This window comes from Corynebacterium sp. CNJ-954 (genome assembly GCF_001942345.1).
In the GTDB taxonomy this organism is placed as follows: domain Bacteria; phylum Actinomycetota; class Actinomycetes; order Mycobacteriales; family Mycobacteriaceae; genus Corynebacterium.
This window is the reverse complement of the sequence record NZ_MKKI01000003.1, coordinates 24,398-48,160: the sequence shown is the minus strand read 5'-3', so window position 1 is coordinate 48,160 and position 23,763 is coordinate 24,398. Positions and strand designations below refer to the sequence as shown.

The window sequence follows — 23,763 nt, the reverse complement described above, 5'->3', positions numbered from 1 at the left end:
CTCGCTCACCCGCGGTCCAGTGCCACCACGGTGACGGACCCCGGGGCCACCTCCGTGTAGCCCGCGTCGCGCACGACAGCCGCACTGTCCCGGCGTTCCCGTGCCTCGGCGGCGGCACGACGGTCCGCGAAGCGCGGGGCGTCCACCTCGCAGACATGCAGCGGAAAACCGTCTGCGCGCCAGTCACGGGCGCGGTCCCGGTCCATCGCCGCAGCCAGCAGCATCGAACCGTGGGCGACCTGCGCCGCAGCCTTGCCCACACTCATCCCCAGGGACGCATCCACGTAGATCACCGGATGCGCGTCACCTGCGGTCACGCCCTCGGCGTCCTCCGGGAGCGGAAGATCGGTCCCCTCGATCTGCAGGCGGTTGACGGCAGCCGGGGTACGTGCCACCGGGCACGGGGTGAAGGCGCGCACTGAGGCTGTCCCGACCGTGGCCGTCACCCCGGGCAGTGACTGAACGTCCCGCCACTTCTTGTTCCGGGCCCGGCGGGCGACCTTCCGGATCCGGGCACCGTACCATCGCACCAACGCTGTGGCGACAGCGGCGTCAGCGGCGTCCTCCGACGCAGTCTCCTGAGTCGGTCCTGTGGCAACGTCGGTGCCCAGGTCGACTCCCGCACGCTCGTCAAGGCACAGCGACACACAGGCCACTGCCGCGGCCTCCAGCACATCGCGTCGGAGAGGGCGTGGGTCGTGCGGAAGGTGCATGACCAACGGCATCGCCTGGATGCTCATCGGGTCGTCCGGGTCCTCCCCGTCCCGCTCCCCCAGGACCGTCCTCAGACGGTCATGGGCACGTTCGAAGGACACTCAGCGCTCCAGCGGGACGCGACGGTAGCTGCCGTCCTCGAGGTCCGCGGCGTCGATCTCCTCACGGTCGATGCCGAGCATGAAGAGAACTTCGTCGAGGAAGGGGTGGTTGACCGTGGCGTCGGCGACCTCACGCAGGGCCGGCTTGGCGTTGAAGGCGATTCCCAGGCCGGCCACGGACAACATGGCGATGTCATTGGCACCGTCCCCCACGGCGACGGTCTGGTGCAGTGCAATGCCGTTGGACCAGGCGAACTCCTTGAGGCTCTCGGCCTTGACGTCCCGGTCGATGACCTGGCCGATGACGCGTCCGGTCAGCTTCCCGTCCTCGATCTCCAGGGTGTTCGCACGGTAGAAGTCCAGACCGAGTTCCCTCGCGAGCGGTTCAAGAACCTGGACGAATCCACCGGAGACGGCCCCGGTGCGGAAGCCGAGCCGCTTGAGCGTGCGGATCGTGGTCCGTGCTCCCGGCGTGAGCTGGACCATGCGGGAGACTTCGTCGATGACGGAGGCGTCAAGCCCCTTCAGCGCCTTGACCCGCTCGTGGAGCGACTCGGAGAAGTCGAGTTCGCCACGCATGGCACGCTCGGTGACCTCGGCGACCTCCGCCTCGCGACCGGCGTGGGCCGCGAGCATCTCGATGACCTCCTGCTGGATCAGCGTGGAGTCGACGTCGAAGCAGATCAGACGGGGCGCGCGACGGGTCAGGCCGGCCCGCTGGATGGCGATGTCGACGCCCGTGGCGTGGGACACGGAGGCCAGAGCCTGGCGCAACGCGGCGCTTCCACCCGGGGCCGGATCCGCTGCGGTGACCTTGAGCTCGAGACCGGTGACCGGGTAGTCGGCGATACCGCGGATGCGGTCGATGTTCGCGCCGTGGTCCACGAGCGTCTGGCCGATGGCGGAGATGTGCTCGGCGGTGACCGGGTTCCCGAGGACGATGACGGCGTGCGTGGAACGCGCGCGGCTTCCTTCGAGGTCGTCGTCGACATCGAGGGTGACGGTCATGTCACGGCCGGTGAGTTCATCGGTCAGCGCCTGGCGCATCGCCTCGGTGCTGCCGGCGACGACACCGATGTAGGCGGCAAGGTTGAGTGTGCCGCGGAAGTTCGCCTGTTCGACGTCCAGGAGCTGGACCCCATGGTCGGCGAGGATGCGGAAGAAATCCGCGGACACTCCGGGGGCGTCGGGGCCGGTGACGGTGACGACACCGGGGGAAAGACCGGGAGCGAGACTGACGGTGAGGTGACGGGAGGAATTCGGCTGGTCCACGGGTCTTATTGTCTCATGGACGGTCAGAGACGAGAACAGCCGCACCCCGCGTAGTTGGGGTGCGGCTGCGATGGGACGGGAACGTCTAGAAGTGGCGTCCCACGTGGCTTCCTCGCGCGCGGTCTTCACCATGTGCGGGTGATGCAGCTCGAAGGCCGGACGCTCCGACCGGATCTTCGGCATCGAGGTGAAGTTGTGCCGCGGCGGCGGGCACGACGTCGCCCACTCCAGCGAATTGCCGTAGCCCCACGGGTCGTCCACGGTGACGACCTCACCGTAGCGCCACGACTTGAACACATTCCAGACGAACGGCAGCACCGAGATACCGAGAATCAAGGCACCGATCGTGGAGACCTGGTTCAACAGGGTGAACCCGTCGGAATCCAGGTAGTCGGCGTAACGACGGGGCATACCCATGTTACCGAGCCAGTGCTGCACCAGGAAGGTGGTGTGGAAACCGATGAAGGTCAGCCAGAAGTGGATCTTGCCCAGCTTCTCGTCCAGCATGCGGCCGGTGATCTTCGGGAACCAGAAGTACACGCCGGCGAAGGAGCCGAAGGCGACCGTTCCGTAGAGCACGTAGTGGAAGTGGGCGACCACGAAGTAGGAGTCCGACAACTGGAAGTCCAGCGCCGGTGACGCCAGCATCACACCGGTCAGGCCACCGAACAGGAAGGTCGCGAAGAAACCGACCGCGAAGATCATCGGCGTCTCGAAGGTGATCCGGCCCTTCCACATCGTGCCCAGCCAGTTGAAGAACTTCATCCCGGTCGGCACCGCGATGAGGAAGGTCATGAAACTGAAGAACGGCAGCAGCACCGCACCGGTGACGAACATGTGGTGCGCCCACACCGCCAGTGACAGTGCGGCGATCGACAGGGTGGCGAACACCAGACCGACGTAACCGAACATCGGCTTGCGGGAGAACACCGGGAAGATCTCCGAGACGATGCCGAAGAACGGCAGGGCCAGGACGTAGACCTCGGGGTGGCCGAAGAACCAGAACAGGTGCTGCCACAGGATCGCGCCACCGTTGGCCGAGTCGTAGATGTGCCCGCCGAGGATGCGGTCGTAAAGCACGCCGAGGGCGGCAGCGGTCAGCAGCGGGAAGATCAGCAGAGCCAGCAGGGAAGTCACCAGGATGTTCCAGGTGAAGATCGGCATGCGGAACATCGTCATCCCCGGGGCACGCAGGCACAGGATCGTCGTCAGCATGTTGACGGCCGCGGCGATACTGCCGACACCACCGACACCGACACCGATGATCCAGAGGTGAGACCCGATGCCCGGCGAGTGGATGGCGTCGGCCAGCGGCATGTACATCGTCCAGCCGAAGTCCGCCGCACCACCGGGGGTCAGGAAGCCGGTGAGCATGATGATGCCGCCCCACGTGGTCAGCCAGAAGCCGAAGGCGTTCAGCCGGGGGAAGGCGACGTCGGGTGCACCGATCTGCAGAGGCATGATGTAGTTGGCGAAACCCCAGACGATCGGGGTACCGAACAGCAGCAGCATGATGGTGCCGTGCATGGTGAACAGCTGGTTGAACTGCTCATTGGACAGGAACTGCAGACCCGGGTGGAAGAGCTCCACACGGATCAGCAGCGCCATCAGACCACCGATCCCGAAGAAGATGAAGGCGGTGATGATGTACATGATGCCGAGCTGTTTGTGGTCAGTCGTGGTCAGCAGTGTCCACGCATGACCACCCTTCTTCGACTTACCACCTTGAGGAGCAGGCCGAGCTGGGGAGACCGGCTGGTCTTCCCTGGGCGCTACTGCGGTCATTCAATCCTCCTGACTACGCGGTGCCGTTCGTCGGGACGGCACCCAATGAATGAGCTGCACAGCGGGCACCCGGTGGCGTTGAACGTCACCCGTCACGGGGCCACCCGCGCAGACTGGGACCAATACTAATCGGTTGGGGCCGGCTTTAATAGCCGGAGGCCCCCATCGCCCCCTCGTTGACGCGATCGGGGGTGCGCCACCGCGCCCACTCCCCCGACGTCCGGCACACCGACGCCCCGCTCCCCTGGCGGGGAACGGGGCGGACCCGACGGCTACGGGGCCAGCAGCCAGCAGGAATCATCGCATGTCGGAGACCGAAGATCGACCCTAGAAGTCCCAGTCGTCGTCGTTGGTGTTCTCTGCCTTGCCGATCACGTAACTCGACCCCGACCCGGAGAAGAAATCGTGGTTTTCGTCACCACCAGGATTCAGCGAGGACAGGATGGAGGGCGAGACGTTGGTCTCGTCGTCCGGGAACAGGCCCTCATACCCGAGGTTGTTCAATGCCTTGTTCGCGTTGTACCGGAGGAACCTCTTGACGTCCTCGGTCCACCCGAGGTCGTCGTAGATGTCCTCGGTGTACTGGCACTCGTTGTCGTAGAGCTCGAAAACCAGCTCGAAGGTGTGCTCCTTGAGCTCCTGCTGCCGCTCGGCGGACACCTTCTCCAGACCGCGCTGGTACTTGTAGCCGATGTAGTAGCCGTGGACCGCCTCATCGCGGATGATGAGCCGGATCAGGTCGGCGGTATTGGTCAGCTTGGCATGGGACGACCAGTACATCGGGAGGTAGAACCCCGAGTAGAAGAGGAAGGACTCCAGCAGGGTGGAGGCGATCTTCTTCTTCAGCGGATCCTCACCGCGGTAGAAGTCGAGGATGATGTCGGCCTTGTCCTGAAGGTTCTTGTTCTCCTCGGACCACCGGAAGGCGTCGTTGATCTCCGGGGTCGACGCGAGCGTCATGAAGATCGACGAGTACGACTTGGCGTGCACGGACTCCATGAAGGCGATGTTGGTGTAGACCGCCTCCTCGTGGGGGGTGATCGAGTCCGGGATCAGACTGGTCGCACCGACGGTGCCCTGGATGGTGTCCAGCATCGTCAGCCCCGTGAAGACACGCATCGTCGCCTGCTTCTCGGTCTCGGTCAGCGTTCCCCAGCTCTGGATGTCATTGGAGAGCGGAACCTTCTCCGGAAGCCAGAAGTTACCGGTCAGCCGGTCCCACACCTCGAGATCCTTGTCATCGGGGATCGTGTTCCAGTTGATTGCGGTGACTGGCCCGCCCTCAGCGTGATGGATGGGCGAGTGCGGCTGCCGGGACGTTGTCATGTACCTCTCCTGAGGGGCGGGGATGAAGCCTTGAATGCCCGCCATCCTAGCTTCGAAATACACCCCGCGCGAACGCCCGTCACGGCGCTGGCCCAGCCTCCGGCATGCGCTCTCCCGCACGCCCCTTTCACCCCTGAATTAGGGTATTCCACACAAGGTGGCACTAAGTACCACCAAAAGCTGCTACACCCCTGGAGTGCGCAGTGCGCCACCTGTCGCGCCACTGTAACCACCACTACCTGCGGGTATGCGTCCACCGACAAGATAGCGGAGGCAATGCATAATTAGGGCAGACACGCCTTTTCACCTGCACATATAACCGGTTGGTTAGCCTGAACTGGCTAGAGAAAGGTTAAACCGATTAGTACCGTTGCAGCCATGAGCATCAACGAGAAGTTCCAGGAAGCCGTCAACAAGCAGGTCGTCGCCGAGCACCAGGCGGCCCTCATCTACACCCAGCTGTCCTACGAGATGGACCGGCTCTCTTTCCTCGGCATGCGGGACTGGTTCCGCGCCCAGGCCGCCGAAGAGCGTGAGCACGCCGCCAAGTTCGCCGAGCACCTCCTCGACCGTGAGGCCCGCGTCGACCTCACCGACATCGAGCTGCCGTCCCTGAAGATCGCCACCCCGCTGGACGCCTTCGAGGCAGCACTCGCCCACGAGCAGAAGGTCTCCGAGATGATCCGCAACCTCGCCCGCACCGCGGACGAGACCGGCGACATCGACTCCCGCCAGCTGATCAACTTCTTCCTCGCCGAGCAGATCGAGGAAGAGTCCTCCGTCAACGACATCATCGACTGGATCAAGACCGTCGGCAACGACGGCTCCGGGCTGCTGCGCATCGACGCCAAGCTCGGCGGTCGCGACGGCGAGTAGTCTCTCCCCGTCACCTGCTGGCCCACCTGACACGGACACCCTGGGTCGGATCTGAACTTCAGATGACCCAGGGTGTCCGTGTCACACCGGGCGGTACGACCCGCCGTGGCCGTAGTGGCTAGAGCATGCAGCTCACGCAGCCTTCGACCTCGGTTCCTGCCATGGCCGTCTGGCGCAGTCGAATGTAGTACAGGGTCTTGATGCCCTTGCGCCAGGCGTAGATCTGCGCCTTGTTGATGTCACGCGTGGTGACCGAGTCCTTGAAGAACAGCGTCAACGACAGCCCCTGGTCCACGTACTTCGTCGCCACCGCATAGGTGTCGATGATCTTCTCGTAGCCGATCTCGTAGGCATCCTCAAAGTACTCGAGGTTGTCGTTGTCCATGTGGGGCGCCGGGTAGTAGACGCGACCGATCTTGCCTTCCTTGCGGATCTCGATCTTCGACGCGATCGGGTGAATCGACGACGTGGAGTTGTTGATGTAGGAGATCGATCCCGTCGGCGGCACGGCCTGAAGGTTCCGGTTGTACAGACCGTCGGCCATCACCGCCGCCTTCAGCTCGGCCCAGTCCTCAGTGGTGGGAACGTGGATCGAGGAGTCCTCGATGATGGCCGCGACCTTCTCGGTGCGCGGCTGGAAGGCTGCGGGGTCGTAGGCGTCGAAGAACGCGCCGGAGGCGTAGTCGGAGTTCTCGAAGTTCCGGAACTTCGCGCCGCGCTCGCGGGCGATCGCGTTGGACGCCTTGAGGCATTCGTACATCACCGCAGCGAAGTAGACGTTGGTGAAGTCCAACCCCTCGTCCGACCCGTAGTGGATGTGCTCACGTCCGAGGAACCCGTGCAGGTTCATCTGCCCCAGCCCGATGGCGTGCGATCCGTCGTTGCCCTCACGGATCGACGGCACCGAGTCGATGGCGGTCTGGTCCGAGACCGCGGTGAGACCACGGATGGCCGTCGCAATGGTCCGGGAGAAGTCCTCGGAGTCCACGGCCGCAGCAATGTTCAACGACCCCAGGTTGCAGGAGATGTCCTCGCCGACGTGGGAGTAGGTCAGGTCGTCGTTGAACTCGCTGGGGGTGGAGACCTGGAGGATCTCTGAGCACAGGTTGGAGTGCGTGATACGACCCTCGATCGGGTTCGCCTTGTTCACGGTGTCCTCGAACATGATGTACGGGTAACCGGACTCGAACTGGATTTCAGCGAGGGTCTGGAAGAACTGGCGGGCGTTGATCTTCTTCTTGCGGATCCGCGGATCCTCGACCATCTCCTCGTAGTGCTCGGTCACGGAGATGTCGGCGAAGGGGCGCCCGTAGATGCGCTCGACGTCGTACGGGGAGAACAGGTACATGTCGTCGTTACGCTTGGCGAGTTCGAAGGTGATGTCCGGGATGACGACACCCAACGACAGCGTCTTGATCCGGATCTTCTCGTCGGCGTTCTCGCGCTTGGTGTCGAGGAACTTCATGATGTCCGGGTGGTGGGCGTTCAGGTACACCGCACCGGCGCCCTGACGTGCACCGAGCTGATTGGCGTATGAGAAGGAGTCTTCCAGCAGCTTCATCACGGGGATCACCCCGGACGACTGGTTCTCGATGTGCTTGATCGGCGCCCCGGTCTCACGCAGGTTGCTCAGCAACAGCGCCACACCACCGCCACGCTTCGACAACTGCAGCGCGGAGTTGATGGAACGGCCGATGGACTCCATGTTGTCCTCGATACGCAACAGGAAGCAGGACACCGGCTCACCGCGCTGTGCCTTGCCGATGTTCAGGAAGGTCGGCGTGGCCGGCTGGAACCGGCCGCCGATGATCTCGTCGACAAGGTGGCCGGCCAGTGTGATGTCACCGTCCGCCAGCCCCAGCGCGACCATGCACACACGGTCCTCGTAGCGCTCGAGGTACCGACGTCCGTCGAAGGTCTTCAGCGTGTAGGACGTGTAGTACTTGAAGGCACCGAGGAAGGTCTTGAAACGGAACTTGTGGGAGTATGCGCGCTTGAAGAGCGCCTTGATGTCGGCGAACTCGTACTTGCCCAGCACCTCCGGGTCGTAGTACTTGTTGTCGACCAGGTAGCCGATCTTCTCCTCCAGGTCGTGGAAGTAGACGGTGTTCTGGTTGACGTGCTGCAGGAAGTACTGGTTGGCGGCCTCACGGTCCTTGTCGAACTGGATCTGACCGTCGGCATCGTACAGATTGAGCAGCGCATTGAGCTGGTGGTAGTCCAGCTGATCGGCCTGCTGGACCGGCTCTGCGACGGTCTTCCCGAGATCGGTGGTCATGGCTCTCCCCGTTGTGAAAAAGATGGTGTGTCTGTCTATGTCTACTGGAGTCGGCGGCCTATGTCATGCGACAGCCTCCCAGCGACCGTCCTGCCGGAGCGAATCCTCGAAGTCGGACAGTCCTTCACTGACCCGGGCGACATCCGTCGGTGTCCCCATCAGTTCGAACCGGTAGAGATAAGGGACACCGCACTTCGCGGCGATGACCTCACCTGCCCTGCAGAAGTCCTCCCCGAAATTCAGGTTGCCCGACGCAATCACACCCCGGAGCAGGGACCGGTTGGACGGATCGTTGAGGAAGCGGATGACCTGCTTCGGGACGGGCCGCGAGTCGTCGCCGGTGATCGACCCTCCCCCGCCGTACGTCGGGCAGATCAGGACGAAAGGCTCGTCCACCGTCAACGCAGGTTCCGTGCGCCGGAGCGGAATCCGGGCGGCAGGCAGGCCCAGCTTGCGGACGAAACGGTCGGTGTTCCGCGTGGTGGAGGAAAAATAGACGATGAGCATGGGTGACTGTCCTTTCTATTTCTCTCTACTTCTCGGCGAACCGAGCGGGAATGTACTTCAGGAAGGACGGGACCACCGCTACAGCGACGATGGTACCGACAACAACGAGGACGCCGCCGACGAGCGTCGCGGTCCCCGCAGTGAACACGGAGCCCGCCCAGCCGTGCAGCATGTCCGCCAACCGTGGCCCGCCGGCGACCACGATCAGGAACACGCCCTGCAGGCGCCCCCGCATCCGGTCATCCGCCGCCTCCTGGAGCATCGCCGAGCGTTGCACGGAGGAGAACATGTCGGCGACGCCGCCGATGACGAAGGCCACGACCGCGACCCAGGCCCACAGTCCTGTGCGGCCGTCGGCGAGATTGACGGCGAGCCCCATGATGATGATCGCGACACCCCAGCAGAGCACGGACACCACGATGCCTGCGCCCTGACGGCGAAGTCGTGTCACGGCACCGGAGAAGACCCCGCCGAGCACGGCCCCCAGGGGGACAGCGGCGAAGAGCAGCGCGTAGAAGAGCCCTCCGTCACCGGTCTCACCGAAGTCCACGGTGGAGATCTGGGGGATCAACGCCCTCGGCATGCCGAAGACCATGGCGATGAGATCGATGACGAAGCTCATCAACAGGATCGGCATGGCCGCCAGGTAGATGAAACCCTCGGCGATACTGCGGAACCCGGGGGTGCGTCGACGGGGCGCCGTCGATTCCCCGAGGTCCGGGGGCAACGCCGGGAGCTTCGCCACCGCCCACAACGTCGCTGCCAGACAGAACGCATCGAGGAGGTAGAGCAGGGCGAACCCTGTCACCGGGATCAGCAGACCACCGAGGATCGGGCCGACGATGGCTCCTGCCTGCTGGACCGTCATATTCAGGGACACGGCCGCGGCGATGGACCCGTCCGGGACGATACGTGCGGTGATCGCGGTCCGCGTCGGCTGGTTGACGGCGAAGAACGCCTGCTGGAGAGCGAAGATGCTCAACAGCAGCCAGACGTTGTCGACACCGGAGGCCGCCTGGGCCCAGAACGCGACGGCGGTGACGATCAGCCCGACCGTCGTGATCATCAGCAGGCGACGTCGGTCCATCATGTCCGCCAGTGCGCCCCCGTAGAGGCCGAAGATGATCAGCGGAACCAGGCCGAAGGCACCGGCCAGTCCCACATAACCGGAGCTGCCGGTGATCGAGTAGATCTGCGCGGGAACGACGATGACATTGAGCTGGGCGCCGATCACCGTGATGATGTTGGCGGTCCACAACCGGCGGAAATGCGGTGACTGCAGCGGCGTGGTGTCGGCCAGGATCGACCGGAATGCCGTCCTGCCCGAACGGCGTGCAGAGCGCGAAGCCATGAAAACACCACTCCAGGGGGTTCGTTAACGATCAGACATAAAAAGAAGGAAGGACGCTGCACATCGCAGCCTCCTTCCCGGTGGTGTTCCAGCCCCTCGGGGCCCGGATCAGGCCGCTGCTGCGTCCAGCGCCTTGATGCGGTCGGGGCGGAAGCCCGACCAGTGGGCGTCCTCGGTGACCACGACCGGGGCCTGCAGGTGGCCGAGGGCCATGACGTAGTCACGGGCCTCGTCATCGAGGCTGATGTCGACCATCTCGTAGTCAAGTCCGGCCTTGTCGAGAGCCCTCTTGGTGGCGGTGCACTGGACGCAGGCGGGCTTGGTGTAGACGGTGATCATCGAGGCACTCCCTGGAAAATAACGATGGACTGTTCTGCGGTGAGGGACCCGGTTCAGCGGGGTCGCCGGGGAAGCCCGGTACCGCGCCCCTGCCGGGCTGATGACGACGACACTACACCGGGATCAGAGCGGGACACAACCCAATTTCCCACGAGATATTGGGGTAACTACAGTGATGAAATACAATATGTAGTAGTTACAAGTCGAGTATTCGCAGGTGGCCGAGCGGTGTCGACACTACATGTTGGGCCGGAAAATCACGGTTGTAATTCCATCCATGTCCATCCACGGGTGTCCCCCTCCCCGCATACGAAGAACCCCTCCCGACAGCCCTGCGAGGGGCGGTCGGGAGGGGTTCGGCGACGGAACCGCGGGTCTAGCCCTGGCGAGCCTTGAAACGCGGATCCTTCTTGTTGATCACGAAGACCTTGCCGTGGCGGCGGACAACCTGGGCGCCCGGCTTGTTCTTCAGCGACCGAAGGGACTTACGGACCTTCATCGGGCGCTCCTTTCTCGTCGTGCGCCCCGGGCTGCTCACACAGAACCTCGGCGCGGTGTTGATCGTGATTGATCGGAATTGATCAGGCTTCCCGGACCGAAGAGAACTGTCCGGAGAAACAACGTGCGAGCCCGGAAAGCCGGGTCGCGACACAGCACGACAGTCTAGCCGCAGACAGTGCCTCAACCAAACCGGTGCAGTGAGCGTGCGGCATCAGAACACGAACTGCTGCAGAATGAGCGCCACGAAGCCGAGGTACCAGACCAGCACGACTGCCGACGGCATCCCGACTGCCGCCAGACCAGATGACGGTTCATCCCCACGGTCCAGGCTCCGGGAACGCGCAACACGTACGACCGTCGACACGAACAGCGGAAGCACCACGGCCCACACCACCATGCAGTAGGGGCACAGTGCCTCGATCTCGTAGACAGCCTCGTAGGCGAGCCAGTGCACGAAACCCACGGCGAAAATCAGTCCGACGAGGAAGCCGTACCAGAACCACGCACGAAACCGCGCCCCAGCCAGCAACGCCACACCGATGGTCAGCACGACAGCGAAGCCGACGAGCCCGATGAAGGGGTTGGGAATCCCGAATGCGGAGGCCTGACTGGAGTTCATGACGTCGGTACAGGAGACGACGTCATTCAGTGTGCAGGCCGGCGTAAACCCGGCATCCTGGAGAAGCTTGATCTTGTCGTAGAGAATCAGACCGGACATGAACAGTCCGACGACACCGAACAGGACCAGGCCCGCAGAATAAAGCTTCGACGCACCCCAGAAGCCCGGGCCGCGCGTCTCGGGACGCGTCTCTACTGCTGCACTCACTGGATCTCCCATCAGGTCCGAAGCGGACACGGTGACCGCCATGGCTGTACCTGCAATTCTCGCACATACGGTCACCGGAACCACAACATCTGTAACCCACCTCTCACCGCATTTACCTGCTGGTTTGCACCGTCAGAGAGGGCTGGGGTACGTTATATCTCGTCCGCAGCGAGGAAGTCACCTTCTTCACGACAGCGAACGGGGCTATGGCGCAGCTGGTAGCGCACCACACTGGCAGTGTGGGGGTCAGGGGTTCGAGTCCCCTTAGCTCCACCACCGAGGTCCGGTCCTCGTTCTCCCCAGGGAGAGCGAGGACCGGACTTTTTCCGTATGTGCGAGCGTCGGCGGGCTTCATCCGCGGCGGGCAGTCGTCACCACCAGCTGAGACAGCCATCCCTGGTTGGTCTCCGGGCCGGAAACCAACCTCAGAGTACTGTCCCAGTGAGTCAGTGCACCGACGGTCGACCCGGAACGGTGTGACGCCCCCGCCATCGCCGTGGAGAGAAGACAGCGATGTGCGGGGGCGTCCCGTCGTCTGGTTACTCAGACCTACTCGGAGTCAGACGACTCTGTCTCCGTCGCGGACTCCTGCGGTGCGTCGCCAGCTTCGCCGCCGATGACATCCGGCACCCAGTCCTTCAGCTTCGACGGATCCTCCGGATCGCGTTCGACGGTGAGGTACTCTCCGTCGATGTACAGCGCCGGCGTTCCTGCCTGGTCGCCCATGAGCTCCCGCAGGCGATCGCCGTTAGCCTGAAGATTCGGCTTGTACTGGTCCATCACCGACTCGTCGCGGATCGAATCCACAACGCCGCTGTCCACGCCGAGCTGCTCTGCGGCGTCTGCGAGTTCGTCGAAGCGCCAATCCCGCGCGACCTCAGCCTGATCACCGAAGGCCTTCTCGTGGAACGCCCAGAATGCCCCGGCGTCGCCGGTCTCGGCGATGGCCAATGCCACCGCACCCGTGCGGGACGAGGACTCGTTGCCGTTGCCGTCGAGGAAGTTGACGGTGTGCAGGTTGACGTTGATGTCACCCGCGTCCAGAGCACCCTCCATGGACTCACTGTCAGCCTCAACGAGATCTGCACAGTGAGTACAGCTGTAGTCCTCGTAGACGTCAGCCGTGGGTGCACCATCGGCGACATCATCGGAACGAAGCTGAACCACACCGTCCTCCACTGCTACCGAGAAAGACACATCCGCTGCGCTGAGTTCGACATCGGTACTCTTCCGGCCGTTGAAGACCATGAAACCGATGAACACCACGCAGATGACGACGAGCGCCACGATCCCCCAGAGGAAACTCCGGTTCCTGTCGTTCGGCGCCTTGATCTTCTGACTCACAAACCTCAACCTTTCACGGTGTTCTCTCTCCTCGCCCCGACGTTTTCGCAGGACGTGACCGCGTCTACCCTAGCGGTCGCCCTCGGCGTATATCCACACGGCGTCGCCCTCCCGGCCCCCATTCCCAGCAAACTGGCATGCACGGCTTCCGCGCTCACAGTGGGCGCACAGCTGCGACCCCCTCACCCCCGGACATAAAAACTTCACTGTTCATTACCTCACGGAAACACAGGCAGGATATCTTTCTCTCATGCAAACATCTGACATGGTGCTCGCCGCGAGCTTCGAGGACGGGCTCGGCGCAGTACGCGACTTCGTCTGGGGCCCCTGGCTTCTCATCCCGCTCCTTCTCGTCACCGGTCTGGTGCTGACGTTCCGACTCCGGGGAATCCAGTTCCGCAAGCTGGGAAAAGCCCTGAGGCTCGGCTTCATCGACCGCAGCGACGACGGCGGCGAAGGTGATATCTCCCAGTTCCAGTCACTGACCACCGCCCTCGCCGCCACCGTCGGTGTGGGCAATATCGTCGGCGTGGCAACAGCCATCGCCATCGGCGGCCCCGGCGCTCTCTTCTGGATGTGGGTCACTGGTCTGGTCGGCATGGCTTCGAAGTACTCCGAGGCGTTCCTCGCCGTCCGGTTCCGGGTGACGGACGGCAAGGGCAATATGTCAGGCGGCCCGCAACGCTACCTCGAACGGGGGATCAAGGGCCCACTCGGGAAGTTCCTGGCCTGGTTCTTCGCCATCGCCGCGGTCATCGCCTCTTTCGGTATCGGAAACATGACCCAGGGTAACGCCGTCGCCGCCGGGCTGGAGGACACTTTCGGCGTCGCGCCAATCGTCTCGGGGATCGTCATGTTCGTCCTCCTGGGCGCGGTCCTGCTGGGCGGCATCACCGCCATCGGACGTGTCACCTCAGGCTTCGTCCCGATGATGATCATCCTCTTCCTCGGCAGTGGTCTGATCGTCCTGATCGGACACATCCAGGAGATCCCGGGCGCACTCGGCCTGGTGTTCACCGATGCGTTCAGTGGCACCGCCGCCGCCGGCGGATTCGTCGGTGCCGGCATCCTGCTCGCCCTGCAGACCGGTGTCGCGCGCGGCATCTTCTCCAATGAGTCAGGGATGGGCTCTGCGGCGATCGCCGCTGCCGCAGCGAAGACCACCCACCCGACACGCCAGGGACTCGTGTCGATGACCCAGACGTTCATCGACACCATCATCCTCGTAACCCTCAACGGCCTGATTCTGATCAGTACGGGGGTGTGGCAGGACGGTGAAGCGAATGCCGCGAACATGACCGCCAAAGCCTTCGGCACGGTCCTGGGCGACTGGGGCCCGTGGATCGTGACACTGTCCCTGGTGTTCTTCGCGTTCTCAACCATCGTTGGTTGGTCCTACTACGGTGAGCGCAACGCACAACGCATCTTCGGCGATCACGCCACCGTCCCCTACCGTGTCATCTTCACCTGCGTGGTCGTGGTCGGTGCCACGATGGAACTGAGTGTGGCATGGACCTTCTCGGATCTCGCCAATGGCCTGATGGCCATGCCGAACCTCATCGGCATGCTCATCCTCTCCGGACTGGTGGCCCGCGAAACCAAGGCGTACCTGGACTTCGATCCGGCGCTCAAGGCCTCGGCGACCGATGTCGAGAAGTTCCTCATCGAGCAGAAGTCCCCCTGGCGCTGATCCCCGTCAGCGCCCGGGGCCACCTCGCCGTCAGGCGCAGCTGACCTCGAGCTCAAGATCCGCCACGTCGCCGGCGTCGGGATGGTCGTCATCAACTTCCAGCTGGCCGTTCACGCGGTAGGTGTCGCCGTCGACCTCGACGGTGGCGTCACGCTCCTGGGTATCGGTGGGCTCCCATTCCTTGCCTTCCCGGTCGACACCGAGCCCGTCGACGCGCGGCGCGTCCCGGATGTCGAGGTCCACCTCGACGTGGTCCGTCCTGTCGTCATTCCACAGGTCGATCTCGAACTCGTCCGTACCGTCCTGCCGGCACTGCACCTCGGTGAACTGCGACGCGAGGTCGCTTCCGTCGAAGACCAGCGTGGCGACGCTGCCGCCGCCACCTGCAGAACCGTTCTCGGGGCTCCGGGTCTCGCTCCCCGTTGCATTGTCCGATGTGGTGTCCGACGGGGCACCCTGGTCGGCGGTGACCGTCTCGGTGACCGTCTCCGGGGCCGCGGTGTCCGAGGCGTTTTCATCACTGTTGTCGTCACCGCAGGCGGCGAGCGCACCGACAACGGCGATCCCCAGTGCTGCGGCGGCGGTACGTCGGCGGGTAGTGCGGATGTTCACGGCGGTTCCTTCCGTCGGCGAATGTTTTCCGTTCAATAGTAGATGAATTCCGAGTTTCACCGCCGCCGCGTCAGCGTGGGGCGCTATCCTCTGGGAAACCATCTCCTATCCCGAGGACCCCCATGACCGCCGGACTGAACGTCGCCCTCACCCCACTCCGGTTCCTGGACCGCAGCGCCACGATTTACCCGAATCGGACCGCTTGTGTCGACGGCCCCCGCCGCGTCTCGTTCGCCGAGATGCGTGCGGACGCGGTACGTATGGCCCGCGCCCTCCTCCGTCGCGGGTTGCGCCCCGGAGGACGGGTCGGCATGCTCGCGGCGAACAGCTACGAGGCCCTCCTCGCACAGTTCGCCGTGCCGCTGGCGGGTGGTGTCCTGGTCCCGATCAACACGCGCCTGGCTCCGGCGGAAGTCCGCTACATCTGTGATCATGCCGGGATCGGCACGCTGTTCGGCGAACAGGACCTCATCCACGCCTGTCGCCGGACCCTGGGCAGCGCCGGCCTGGTGGACACCTTCGTGCTCATCCACGACGAGGACGGCTCCCAGCCGGAACCCCGCTTCCCGGATTCCGGCGTGGTCACCACCTTCGACGCCTTCCTCGCCGAGGGCGACGGGGAAGAGCACCCGCAGGACGATGCCCCGTTGGCCTTCACCGTGGACGACGAAGACGCCGCCATCGCCATCAACTACACGTCCGGAACGACGGGGCGTCCGAAAGGCGTGGTCTACACCCATCGTGGCGCGTACCTTGCCGCACTGGGCATGGTCATGACGCACACCTACACCCGCGACACCGTGTACCTGTGGACGCTCCCGATGTTCCACTGCTCGGGGTGGTGCACCGGGTGGGCGGCCATGGCGGCCTCCGCGACGCAGATCGCCCTGCGCGCAGTACGCGGGCCCGAGATCTGGCGTCTGATTGACAATGAAGGTGTCACGAGCCTGTGCGGTGCGCCCGCGGTTCTCGCCACGATCGTGGGTTCTGCAGAAGCACACAAGGTCACTACGTTGTCGATCGCCACGGCCGGGGCCCCGCCGAGCCCGACCGTGATCAGTGCCTGTGAGGACCTCGGCATCGATGTCATCCACGTCTACGGACTCACGGAGACCTACGGCCCGACCGTCGCCTGCGCCCCGCAGCCGGAATGGTCCACACTCAGTACGGCGGAACGGGCGACGCTGAAGTCACGCCAGGGCCTGGCGATGGTCACCAGCGAAGAGGTCCGCGTGGTCGAGCAGGTCGCGAAGAACGCTCCGCAGGACGTGACCCTGGTCGACGTACCGCAGGACGGCGAGACCATGGGTGAGGTCGTGATGCGCGGCAATATCGTCATGCGCGAGTACTTCCACAACCCGGACGCCACCGCGGAAGCTTTTCTCGGCGGATGGTTCCACTCCGGGGACCTGGCGGTGAAACACCCGGACGGTTACATCCAGGTCCTCGACCGGGCCAAGGACGTGGTGATCTCGGGTGGGGAGAACATCTCCACCATCGAGGTGGAACAGGCGATCATCAGTCACCCCTCGATTGCGGACGTCTCCGTCATCGGTGTTCCCGACGACACATGGGGTGAGGCTCTGCGCGCCTATGTCGTCGTCTCCCCCGGTGTCGAGCCGGACGCGGCCCTCGAGCAGACGGTGATCGACCACTGCCGCGGGCTGATCGCCGGCTACAAGGTGCCGCGGGACTACCGGGTCATCGAGGAGCTGCCCCGGACCTCGACGGGGAAGGTCCGGAAGAACGTGCTGCGTGACGAGGCAGAGAGCGAGCACCAGGGAGAGAATCCACGCGAGGCACCACACGATCGAGAAGGATAGCGACCAGTACGACGACGGCCAGGCCCAGCGCCAGCCCCGTGGCGACGTCGTGCACGTAATGGACGCCTGCCGCGACACGACTGAAGGCTGCTGCGACTGCCAGCGGCACGGTGAACCACCCGAGCTTCGGCAGAGCGAAGGCACAGGCCACCGCGAAAGCCGCCGCAAGGGTGGAGTGGTTCGACGGCCACGCCCAACTTCCCGCCTCCGGGCAGGACAGCACGGTGGCGACGTCCCCGGCAGAGCAGGGCCGGGCCTCCTGCACGATATTCTTCGTGACCTCACTGATCAGGTATGCGGCGATGACACCCACTCCCCCGATCACCAGTCGACGCAGTACCTCATGGTCACGCACCAGTGCCCATACCGCGATGATTCCCGCTGTCGCGACGAGAGCGAGAAGGCCCGCTTCGGTGAACACCTCGACCATGCCACTGAGCGGTGATCCCGCAGTCCCCTCAGCCACGGTCCGGTACAACGTGTCCCGTGCCGGGTAGGTCGTGACAGCCGTCAGTACCAGCACAAGGATGACGGCGCCGACAATACGTGGAGCAAAAACTGATCTCGACATTGCGCTGAACGCTACCAACTCTCTCCCCCGGTTCCCCAGTCGACGGTGGGGAGGCTGGCTCCGTATCAGTCGACCGTCCGGTTTCGGCCCGCAAGGACGCCGGCCCAGAGCATCGCCAGGTCGACAACGACAAGCACGCTCAATGCGGGAGTCCAAGACCCGGTGGCATCATGCAGCGCACCGACGAGAACCGGCCCAAGCGCAGCGAGGATGTAACCGACGGACTGCGCCATTCCGGACAACGACGCGGCAGTGGTGTGGTGCCGGGCGCGCAGGCCGAACAATGAAAGGGACAGGACGATGCTGGCCCCGCCACCGATACCGGCAATGCATGCCCACACCCCGGTCAAGCCGGGTGCGACGAGAATTCCGAGTACTGCGATGAGGAGAGTCACGGGGATGATGATGCCGAGTACCCGCTGGTCGCGGAGCCGAGTCAACAACGCTGAACAACAGAGGCTTCCCGCGATGCCGAACACATTGAAGAGGAACTGATGCGTACCTGCGGTGGTGCCACTGATTCCGGCGTCCTGTTCGATGGACGGGAGCCACGTGACAAGTACGTAGTAGTTCGTCGACTGGAGGCCCATGAATGCCGCGACCTGCCAGGCCAGTGCCCGACGCCACACCGGAGCCGTCCCTGCAGAGACCGGGGGCGCCGGGACGGCGGCCGTCGGTGAGGACTTCCGAAGTTGCGGAAGGACGACGCCCATGGCGATGAGTGCGAGACCCGCCCACATGGCCAGGGGCAGTCGCCACCCCAGTGCTGTGAGACCGGCCACTGGCACCGCCACTCCGGCGGCGACGGCCGCAAAGCCTGACTGCACGGCTGAGTAAGCACCGGTGACCTGTCCGATCTTCGTGGGGAAGTCCCGTTTCACCAGTGCAGGAAGAACGACGTTGAGGACAGCGATAGCGACGCCGACGAGTGTCGTCCCGATCCAGATTAGAGCGATCGGCGGAGTGGAACGCACCACCAGGCCGACGGCAAGCCCGGCCAGCGCGATGACGATGATGCGTTCCAACCCGAACCGGTGGGCAACCCGGGGCACCAGTGGGGACACCACAGCGAATGCCAACAGGGGGAGGCTGACAAGGAAGGAGGCCGCAGACGAGGAGATGCCGAGGTCATCCTCGATTTCTGTGAGGACAGGTCCGACTGTGGTGATAGCCGCGCGCAGATTACCGGCGACAAGCAGGATACCGACGACCACCAAAGCAACAGGGACACCGGAACCAAACCGGTTGATCCCGCTTCGCTCCGTGGAACTGGACGATGTATCTGTCATGACTATCGACCTTCCCCTGTGCCGTCTAGCTCCTGACGCGACGTTGTGTACTGCTGGACCTTGAACACCGCCCGCTCTGCGGCGGCTGCGGCCTCCTCCGGATCATGGTCGGCAACCGCACGGACGATGGCGGCATGCTCGGCATCGATGTCGGCAATTGCACCCGATCGCTCAGCGAAATCGATCTCTGCCGGAGTGAAATGCATGAGCGCCTGTTCATTACCTCCCACTCCGCGGTAGAGCTCCGCCAGAAGGGCATTACCGGACGCTTCCATGAGCAGACGGTGAAATGCGATGTCGGTGGCAGCGTAGGAATCTTCGTCGGAAGCGTCCGAGCGTGCGAGGAGAGCTGTCTCCAACGCCTCGACCTGGGAGTCGGTGGCACGCAGAGCTGCATAACGGGCCCCCTCGCGTTCAAGGATGGCCCGGACCTCCGCCACGTCCTGTTCTCGGTCCCGGTCGATGTGACGGGCGAGCGTGGGCGCAAGGTCACTGGTCGCGGTAACGAATGTGCCGTAGCCAGCTCGAGCTCCGAGCATTCCTGCGTGCACCAGCGCCCGCAGTGCCTCACGGACGCTGTTGCGGCTGACGCCCATTTCCTCGGCGAGATGGTTCTCTGTCGGGATCAGTGTGCCGACCGGGAACTCGCCGGCCGCAATCCGGTCCCGGAGCTGGTCGGCGACCCGTTCAGACAGGGTACGTTGCGGATTGATTCTAGGCATAGAGGGCAGCCTAACAGAAAATAGCCAAATGTCCTACATTTACTTCCCGCCAGCATCAGTCACCGGAACGGATTCCGCCCCGGACTCAGAAGTGACGTTTCAGGAACCCGTAGGCGGGGTTGACCCCACCGTTCCCGCCGTAGCTGGAGACGTGGGCGTACTGCCCGGGCGCAAGCCCGAACGGGACTTCGGCAACCATGCTCCGGTTGTCCACACCACGGATGCCGGAACTCCCGTTCAGCCCCTGGTCGAGGGCTGTCATCTGGGTGATCGCCTCCGCACGGCCGCGTGTGTTCTTCGTGCGCTCATCAGAATTGCAGATGTAGTCGCCGTCGTCGCAGATGTCCATGACCCGATCAGCGAGCTCACCGTAGCCGCCGGGAAGAGCGCCGAAAACCCCTTCCCCACCGCGGGCACTGCCACCCTCCACTGAACCTGCGCCACGGTTGGGGCTGGAGATCACCGCTGCGGAACCGAACTTCTCCGCAGCGATCGGACCACGTCCGTGTCCGATGTCCGCAACCACCCGGGACGCCACGTCCGCCCCGAGCGAGTACCCTGCCAGACTGATCGTCGACGAAGGGCACTGTGCCGCCGTACCCGCGATCAACTGACGGGTCTTGGCGATGCCGTCCGACTGGATCTGCGTGTACGCCGTGGACACGAACGGGACGGCGTTGTAGGCGACCGTCCGGGTCGTGGACGTCCCGAACGTCTCGAGCATCGCCCCGAGATCCGAGGTGTAGGCACCAACAGGCAGATTGTCGGGCATTCCCGGCGCTGACTGGCCACCACCGGGAACAATCACCACGATGTCAGGCTCACACCGGGGAATGGCCGGGGTCGCCACGACACCGGTGGAGAACCCGACGGCGGAGGCCACCGGTGCACTGACGACAGCGACGGCGAGAGCAGCAGCTGCAGCACCGACAGCCGTGCGGATTCCGCGACGGCGGTGGGAGAGATTGGGGCGCACGGAAACTCCTGGGCTCGGTGAACAGACTCCGACATGAAACAACGACAGGATTATAAGCACATTCTCTCCCCCGGATACCTCCACCCCCGACCCTGACCTGAACAAGAAAACCCCCTGACCAGAAATTACAGGTCAGGGGATCTCTCGGTGGAGCCGCCGGGAATTGAACCCGGGTCCTTCGAGACCTCGCCAGGGCTTCTCCGTGCGCAGTCCGCGGTCATCTCTGCTCGGCTCTCCGGGTCATGCGGACGTGCCCGGACGATGAGCCCAGTCGCTCTGAAATGTCCGCTACTCGCCCGAACGACAGGACGGTAGCGTCAAGTCCCTTAGCTGATGCCAGTGACCGGGTCAGGGACCTACCCGGGCTGACAGACACGCGGTCGCTGATTAGGCAGCGAGGGCGTAGTCGCGCTGAGTGTTCTTCTCGGCGCCTATAGGTTGCTGCGACGCTTACGGTGGTCTCCAGCCTGCACCGGCACGCTTCCCCTGGCTCAATGCACGAAGTCGAAACCTGATCGACCCCTTGTGGTGCATCCCCGTCACCGGAAAGCTCGGCGGTGGCAGGATGACTCATCCTAGTTCGGGTGAGTTACCCCAGTCAACCTGGTGACTCAGCCCTTTATTCCCTTGATCCGGCGCCCCAGCTCACGGGTCGCCTCACGCTCCTCGGTACGCCGCTTGATGTCCTGACGCTTGTCGTAGTCCTGCTTACCGGTGGCCAAGGCCAGCTCAACCTTCAACCGTCCTGAGACGAAGTAGAGCTGCAACGGGACCAGGGTGTTGTTCCCGTCCCGGACTTTCCCCATCAGCGAGTCGATCTCACCACGGTGGAGCAGGAGTTTGCGGACCCGACGTGGCGCGTGGTTCGTCCACGTCCCCTGCGCGTACTCGGGGATGTGGAGGTTGCGCAGCCACACCTCGCCGTCGTCAATGGTGGCGAAAGCATCCACCAGGGACGCCTTGCCCTCACGCAGTGCCTTGACCTCGGTTCCGACCAGGGCGACCCCGGCTTCGACGGTATCGAGGATGCGGTAGTTGTGGCGGGCCTTACGGTTGGTGGCGACGACGAGCGGGCCACCGTTCTTCGTGCCGGCTTTCCCCGGCTTGGCGGCCTTCTCGCCCTTTTTACGTCCGGAGTCCACCGGTGTGCTCTTCTTCGCCATAGCCCGAAGAAGTCTACCTTCTTACTTCTTCACGTACCAGCGCAGTGTGACCTGCGCAGTCACCCCGGCGACGAGTGCTCCCGCCACGATGATGAACGGAGAGACCAGCCATATGTCGGTGGCGGTGATTCTGGCGATCAGGTTCGCGTCGTACAACGACCCCAGTGCCTGGTCCAGAAGGAAACTCTTCCCGAGCAGCAGCGCACCCACCGACAGCAGCGAGCCGATGAGGGACGCCAGCACCGCTTCCAGGATGAACGGCGCCTGGGTGTACCACCGGGTCGCCCCCACCATGCGCATGATGCTGGTTTCATGCCGGCGGGAGAATGCCGCGAGCTGCACCATGTTCATGATCAGGAAGACCGCGGCGACCGCCTGCACTGCGGCGAGGACGAAGCTGGCGTTGCGCACGGCGTCGAGGTTCTGCGTCGCCCCGCGCAGGTCGTCCTGCTGGTCGACGATGGTCGCCACTCCGGGCTTTTCGGCGATCTCGTCGATGGGGCTGGTGTCCAACGGGTCGGCCAGACGCACATGCAGCGCCGCCGGGAAGGCGTCCTGCGAGGTCTGTTCGACGAGGACGGGGTCGGACTGGCCGAAGAGTTCCACGAACCGCTCGTAGCTCTGGTCCTTGTTGCGGAAGGTCACCGACTCGACGTCATCGTCGTTCTCGAGAGTGTCCCGGATGTCCTTGCAGACGTCACTGGAGCAGTCGAGGTCGTTGGCGGAGATCTCGTCGTCGAGCTGGACCATCACCTCGATCCGGTCGAGGTAGAGCTCCTTGGTGTCGGCGGTCATGTTGGTGATCAGCACACCGGTGGCCAGCAGGGCCAGGGAAATGGCGGTGGTGATGACCATCGCGACGGTCATCGTCACATTACGGGTCAGGCCCGCGAAGGCTTCCTTGAGGACGAAACGGATTTTCATGGTCGTGTTCCTTCCCTAGCGCCCGACGGCGTAGATGCCGTGGGCGTCGTCGCGGACGAGCTTTCCGTTGGACAGTTCCAGCACGCGGCGGCGCATGGAGTCGACGGCGACGTCGTCGTGGGTACTCATGACGACGGTGGTCCCTCCGCGGTTGATGCGGTTGAGCAGCGCCATGATCTCTGCCGAAGTGTCCGGATCCAGGTTGCCGGTGGGCTCGTCGGCGAGCAGGACGAGAGGACGGTTCGCCGTGGCGCGGGCGATCGCGACACGCTGCTGCTCACCGCCGGAGAGTTCATCGGGCATCCGCTGTCCCTTACCCGCGAGGCCGACCATGTCCAGAACCTCGGGGACGGTTTTCTCGATGGCGTCCCGGCGTCGACCGGTCACCTCCAGCGCGAACGCGACGTTGTCGTAGACATTCTTGTTCGGCAGCAGCCGGAAGTCCTGGAAGACGTATCCGATCTTCTGCCGCAGCTGAGGGGTCTTCCGCTTGGGCAGGGTGTTGACGTGGAAGTCGGCGACGTGGAGTTCGCCGGCGTCAACCTCCTCCTCCCGGATCATGAGCTGCAGGAAAGTCGACTTGCCCGACCCACTGGGGCCGATGAGGAAGACGAACTCCCCTTTCTCGATCTCGACCGAGATGTCCTGCAATGCAGGCCGGGTGGATGTCCGGTATGTCTTGCTGACCTTGTCGAATGTGATCACGTCGCTACCGTACCTGACCTCGTGGGACAAAAGAAACAGATGTGACTGCTGTGACAAGTCTATTTCTG

At 63.9% G+C, this 23,763-nt stretch carries 20 protein-coding genes, 1 tRNA gene, 1 other RNA gene and 2 pseudogenes; 4 read left to right on the top strand and 20 right to left on the bottom strand.

Features of this window, described 5'->3' with window-relative positions; genetic code table 11:
• Positions 1-5: 5 nt before the first annotated feature.
• The 4 genes and pseudogenes from BJF89_RS01795 to nrdF form a co-directional block, all read right to left on the bottom strand.
• Positions 6-815: an aminoacyl-tRNA hydrolase gene (locus BJF89_RS01795; protein WP_255372447.1), complete on the bottom strand. Its 810-nt coding sequence runs from the start codon at positions 813-815 to the stop codon at positions 6-8.
• Positions 816-2,219: a phosphoserine phosphatase SerB gene (gene serB, locus BJF89_RS19240; RefSeq protein WP_255372453.1), complete on the bottom strand. Its 1,404-nt coding sequence runs from the start codon at positions 2,217-2,219 to the stop codon at positions 816-818.
• A pseudogene (gene ctaD, locus BJF89_RS19235) lies at positions 2,193-3,872 on the bottom strand (cytochrome c oxidase subunit I); the annotation flags it as partial. The pseudogene ctaD and the gene serB, both read right to left, overlap by 27 nt.
• A gap of 327 nt (positions 3,873-4,199) precedes the next feature.
• Complete coding sequence (nrdF, locus tag BJF89_RS01780) at positions 4,200-5,198, bottom strand: class 1b ribonucleoside-diphosphate reductase subunit beta (protein WP_075811759.1); 999 nt, start codon at positions 5,196-5,198, stop codon at positions 4,200-4,202.
• 378 nt (positions 5,199-5,576) lie between these two features.
• Here nrdF and BJF89_RS01775 point away from each other — a divergent pair, with 378 nt between their 5' ends.
• Positions 5,577-6,074 (top strand): ferritin, encoded by a 498-nt coding sequence (locus tag BJF89_RS01775; RefSeq protein WP_075811757.1) that lies wholly within the window; start codon positions 5,577-5,579, stop codon positions 6,072-6,074.
• 118 nt (positions 6,075-6,192) lie between these two features.
• On the opposite strand, the gene nrdE is transcribed toward BJF89_RS01775, so the two are convergent.
• From nrdE to BJF89_RS01745, 6 genes are all read right to left on the bottom strand, one after another.
• On the bottom strand, positions 6,193-8,352 hold the full coding sequence (gene nrdE, locus BJF89_RS01770) for a class 1b ribonucleoside-diphosphate reductase subunit alpha (protein WP_075811755.1): 2,160 nt from the start codon (positions 8,350-8,352) through the stop codon (positions 6,193-6,195).
• 63 nt (positions 8,353-8,415) lie between these two features.
• A complete protein-coding gene (gene nrdI, locus BJF89_RS01765; protein WP_075811753.1) occupies positions 8,416-8,859 on the bottom strand; it encodes a class Ib ribonucleoside-diphosphate reductase assembly flavoprotein NrdI in 444 nt (147 codons plus the stop codon).
• A 25-nt stretch (positions 8,860-8,884) separates the two neighbouring features.
• The gene (locus tag BJF89_RS01760; RefSeq protein ID WP_075811751.1) at positions 8,885-10,210 is read right to left on the bottom strand and encodes an MFS transporter; all 1,326 of its coding nucleotides are present in this window, start codon (positions 10,208-10,210) and stop codon (positions 8,885-8,887) included.
• Positions 10,211-10,318: 108 nt separating this feature from the next.
• The gene (gene nrdH, locus BJF89_RS01755; protein WP_038549888.1) at positions 10,319-10,549 is read right to left on the bottom strand and encodes a glutaredoxin-like protein NrdH; all 231 of its coding nucleotides are present in this window, start codon (positions 10,547-10,549) and stop codon (positions 10,319-10,321) included.
• Between the two features lie 376 nt (positions 10,550-10,925).
• The gene (gene ykgO / locus BJF89_RS01750; protein WP_012732041.1) at positions 10,926-11,048 is read right to left on the bottom strand and encodes a type B 50S ribosomal protein L36; all 123 of its coding nucleotides are present in this window, start codon (positions 11,046-11,048) and stop codon (positions 10,926-10,928) included.
• Between the two features lie 213 nt (positions 11,049-11,261).
• Positions 11,262-11,876: a vitamin K epoxide reductase family protein gene (locus BJF89_RS01745; protein WP_075811904.1), complete on the bottom strand. Its 615-nt coding sequence runs from the start codon at positions 11,874-11,876 to the stop codon at positions 11,262-11,264.
• A gap of 200 nt (positions 11,877-12,076) precedes the next feature.
• On the opposite strand from BJF89_RS01745, the gene BJF89_RS01740 reads away from it, so the two are divergent.
• A tRNA-Ala gene (locus BJF89_RS01740) sits at positions 12,077-12,152 on the top strand.
• 273 nt (positions 12,153-12,425) lie between these two features.
• Here BJF89_RS01740 and BJF89_RS01735 read toward each other — a convergent pair.
• The gene (locus BJF89_RS01735) at positions 12,426-13,220 is read right to left on the bottom strand and encodes a thioredoxin domain-containing protein (RefSeq protein ID WP_075811749.1); all 795 of its coding nucleotides are present in this window, start codon (positions 13,218-13,220) and stop codon (positions 12,426-12,428) included.
• A gap of 265 nt (positions 13,221-13,485) precedes the next feature.
• Here BJF89_RS01735 and BJF89_RS01730 point away from each other — a divergent pair, with 265 nt between their 5' ends.
• The gene (locus BJF89_RS01730; RefSeq protein ID WP_075811747.1) at positions 13,486-14,910 is read left to right on the top strand and encodes a sodium:alanine symporter family protein; all 1,425 of its coding nucleotides are present in this window, start codon (positions 13,486-13,488) and stop codon (positions 14,908-14,910) included.
• A gap of 30 nt (positions 14,911-14,940) precedes the next feature.
• Here BJF89_RS01730 and BJF89_RS01725 read toward each other — a convergent pair whose 3' ends face one another.
• Positions 14,941-15,522, bottom strand: a complete 582-nt coding sequence (locus BJF89_RS01725; RefSeq protein ID WP_075811745.1) for a lipoprotein LpqH — start codon at positions 15,520-15,522, stop codon at positions 14,941-14,943.
• A gap of 122 nt (positions 15,523-15,644) precedes the next feature.
• Here BJF89_RS01725 and BJF89_RS01720 point away from each other — a divergent pair, with 122 nt between their 5' ends.
• Positions 15,645-17,345, top strand: coding sequence for an AMP-binding protein (locus BJF89_RS01720; RefSeq protein WP_075811743.1), 1,701 nt, complete (start codon positions 15,645-15,647; stop codon positions 17,343-17,345).
• A 52-nt stretch (positions 17,346-17,397) separates the two neighbouring features.
• Here BJF89_RS01720 and BJF89_RS19230 read toward each other — a convergent pair.
• The 8 genes and pseudogenes from BJF89_RS19230 to ftsE form a co-directional block, all read right to left on the bottom strand.
• A pseudogene (locus BJF89_RS19230) lies at positions 17,398-17,775 on the bottom strand (phosphatase PAP2 family protein); the annotation flags it as partial.
• A gap of 206 nt (positions 17,776-17,981) precedes the next feature.
• Positions 17,982-19,205 carry an MFS transporter gene (locus tag BJF89_RS01710; RefSeq protein ID WP_075811739.1) on the bottom strand — a complete coding sequence of 408 codons (1,224 nt, stop codon included), beginning with the start codon at positions 19,203-19,205 and terminating at the stop codon, positions 17,982-17,984.
• Positions 19,206-19,207: 2 nt separating this feature from the next.
• A complete protein-coding gene (locus BJF89_RS01705) occupies positions 19,208-19,927 on the bottom strand; it encodes a FadR/GntR family transcriptional regulator (protein WP_075811737.1) in 720 nt (239 codons plus the stop codon).
• Between the two features lie 85 nt (positions 19,928-20,012).
• Positions 20,013-20,903: a cutinase family protein gene (locus BJF89_RS01700; protein WP_075811735.1), complete on the bottom strand. Its 891-nt coding sequence runs from the start codon at positions 20,901-20,903 to the stop codon at positions 20,013-20,015.
• A gap of 145 nt (positions 20,904-21,048) precedes the next feature.
• Positions 21,049-21,426: a transfer-messenger RNA gene (gene ssrA, locus BJF89_RS01695) on the bottom strand.
• 88 nt (positions 21,427-21,514) lie between these two features.
• Positions 21,515-22,066, bottom strand: coding sequence for an SsrA-binding protein SmpB (gene smpB / locus BJF89_RS01690; protein WP_075811733.1), 552 nt, complete (start codon positions 22,064-22,066; stop codon positions 21,515-21,517).
• Between the two features lie 21 nt (positions 22,067-22,087).
• Complete coding sequence (ftsX, locus tag BJF89_RS01685; protein ID WP_075811731.1) at positions 22,088-22,990, bottom strand: permease-like cell division protein FtsX; 903 nt, start codon at positions 22,988-22,990, stop codon at positions 22,088-22,090.
• A gap of 15 nt (positions 22,991-23,005) precedes the next feature.
• Positions 23,006-23,695 carry a cell division ATP-binding protein FtsE gene (gene ftsE, locus BJF89_RS01680; protein WP_075811729.1) on the bottom strand — a complete coding sequence of 230 codons (690 nt, stop codon included), beginning with the start codon at positions 23,693-23,695 and terminating at the stop codon, positions 23,006-23,008.
• Positions 23,696-23,763 lie beyond the last annotated feature (68 nt).

Bases quoted from the DNA above. Each gene is read 5' to 3' on its own strand.
- serB (WP_255372453.1), bottom strand. From the start codon at position 2,219: ATGGTGAAGACCGCGCGCGAGGAAGCCACGTGGGACGCCACTTCTAGA.
- nrdF (WP_075811759.1), bottom strand. From the start codon at position 5,198: ATGACAACGTCCCGGCAGCCGCACTCGCCCATCCATCACGCTGAGGGC.
- BJF89_RS01775 (WP_075811757.1), top strand. From the start codon at position 5,577: ATGAGCATCAACGAGAAGTTCCAGGAAGCCGTCAACAAGCAGGTCGTC.
- nrdE (WP_075811755.1), bottom strand. From the start codon at position 8,352: ATGACCACCGATCTCGGGAAGACCGTCGCAGAGCCGGTCCAGCAGGCC.
- nrdI (WP_075811753.1), bottom strand. From the start codon at position 8,859: ATGCTCATCGTCTATTTTTCCTCCACCACGCGGAACACCGACCGTTTC.
- BJF89_RS01760 (WP_075811751.1), bottom strand. From the start codon at position 10,210: ATGGCTTCGCGCTCTGCACGCCGTTCGGGCAGGACGGCATTCCGGTCG.
- nrdH (WP_038549888.1), bottom strand. From the start codon at position 10,549: ATGATCACCGTCTACACCAAGCCCGCCTGCGTCCAGTGCACCGCCACC.
- ykgO (WP_012732041.1), bottom strand. From the start codon at position 11,048: ATGAAGGTCCGTAAGTCCCTTCGGTCGCTGAAGAACAAGCCGGGCGCC.
- BJF89_RS01730 (WP_075811747.1), top strand. From the start codon at position 13,486: ATGGTGCTCGCCGCGAGCTTCGAGGACGGGCTCGGCGCAGTACGCGAC.
- BJF89_RS01720 (WP_075811743.1), top strand. From the start codon at position 15,645: ATGACCGCCGGACTGAACGTCGCCCTCACCCCACTCCGGTTCCTGGAC.
- BJF89_RS01710 (WP_075811739.1), bottom strand. From the start codon at position 19,205: ATGACAGATACATCGTCCAGTTCCACGGAGCGAAGCGGGATCAACCGG.
- BJF89_RS01705 (WP_075811737.1), bottom strand. From the start codon at position 19,927: ATGCCTAGAATCAATCCGCAACGTACCCTGTCTGAACGGGTCGCCGAC.
- smpB (WP_075811733.1), bottom strand. From the start codon at position 22,066: ATGGCGAAGAAGAGCACACCGGTGGACTCCGGACGTAAAAAGGGCGAG.
- ftsX (WP_075811731.1), bottom strand. From the start codon at position 22,990: ATGAAAATCCGTTTCGTCCTCAAGGAAGCCTTCGCGGGCCTGACCCGT.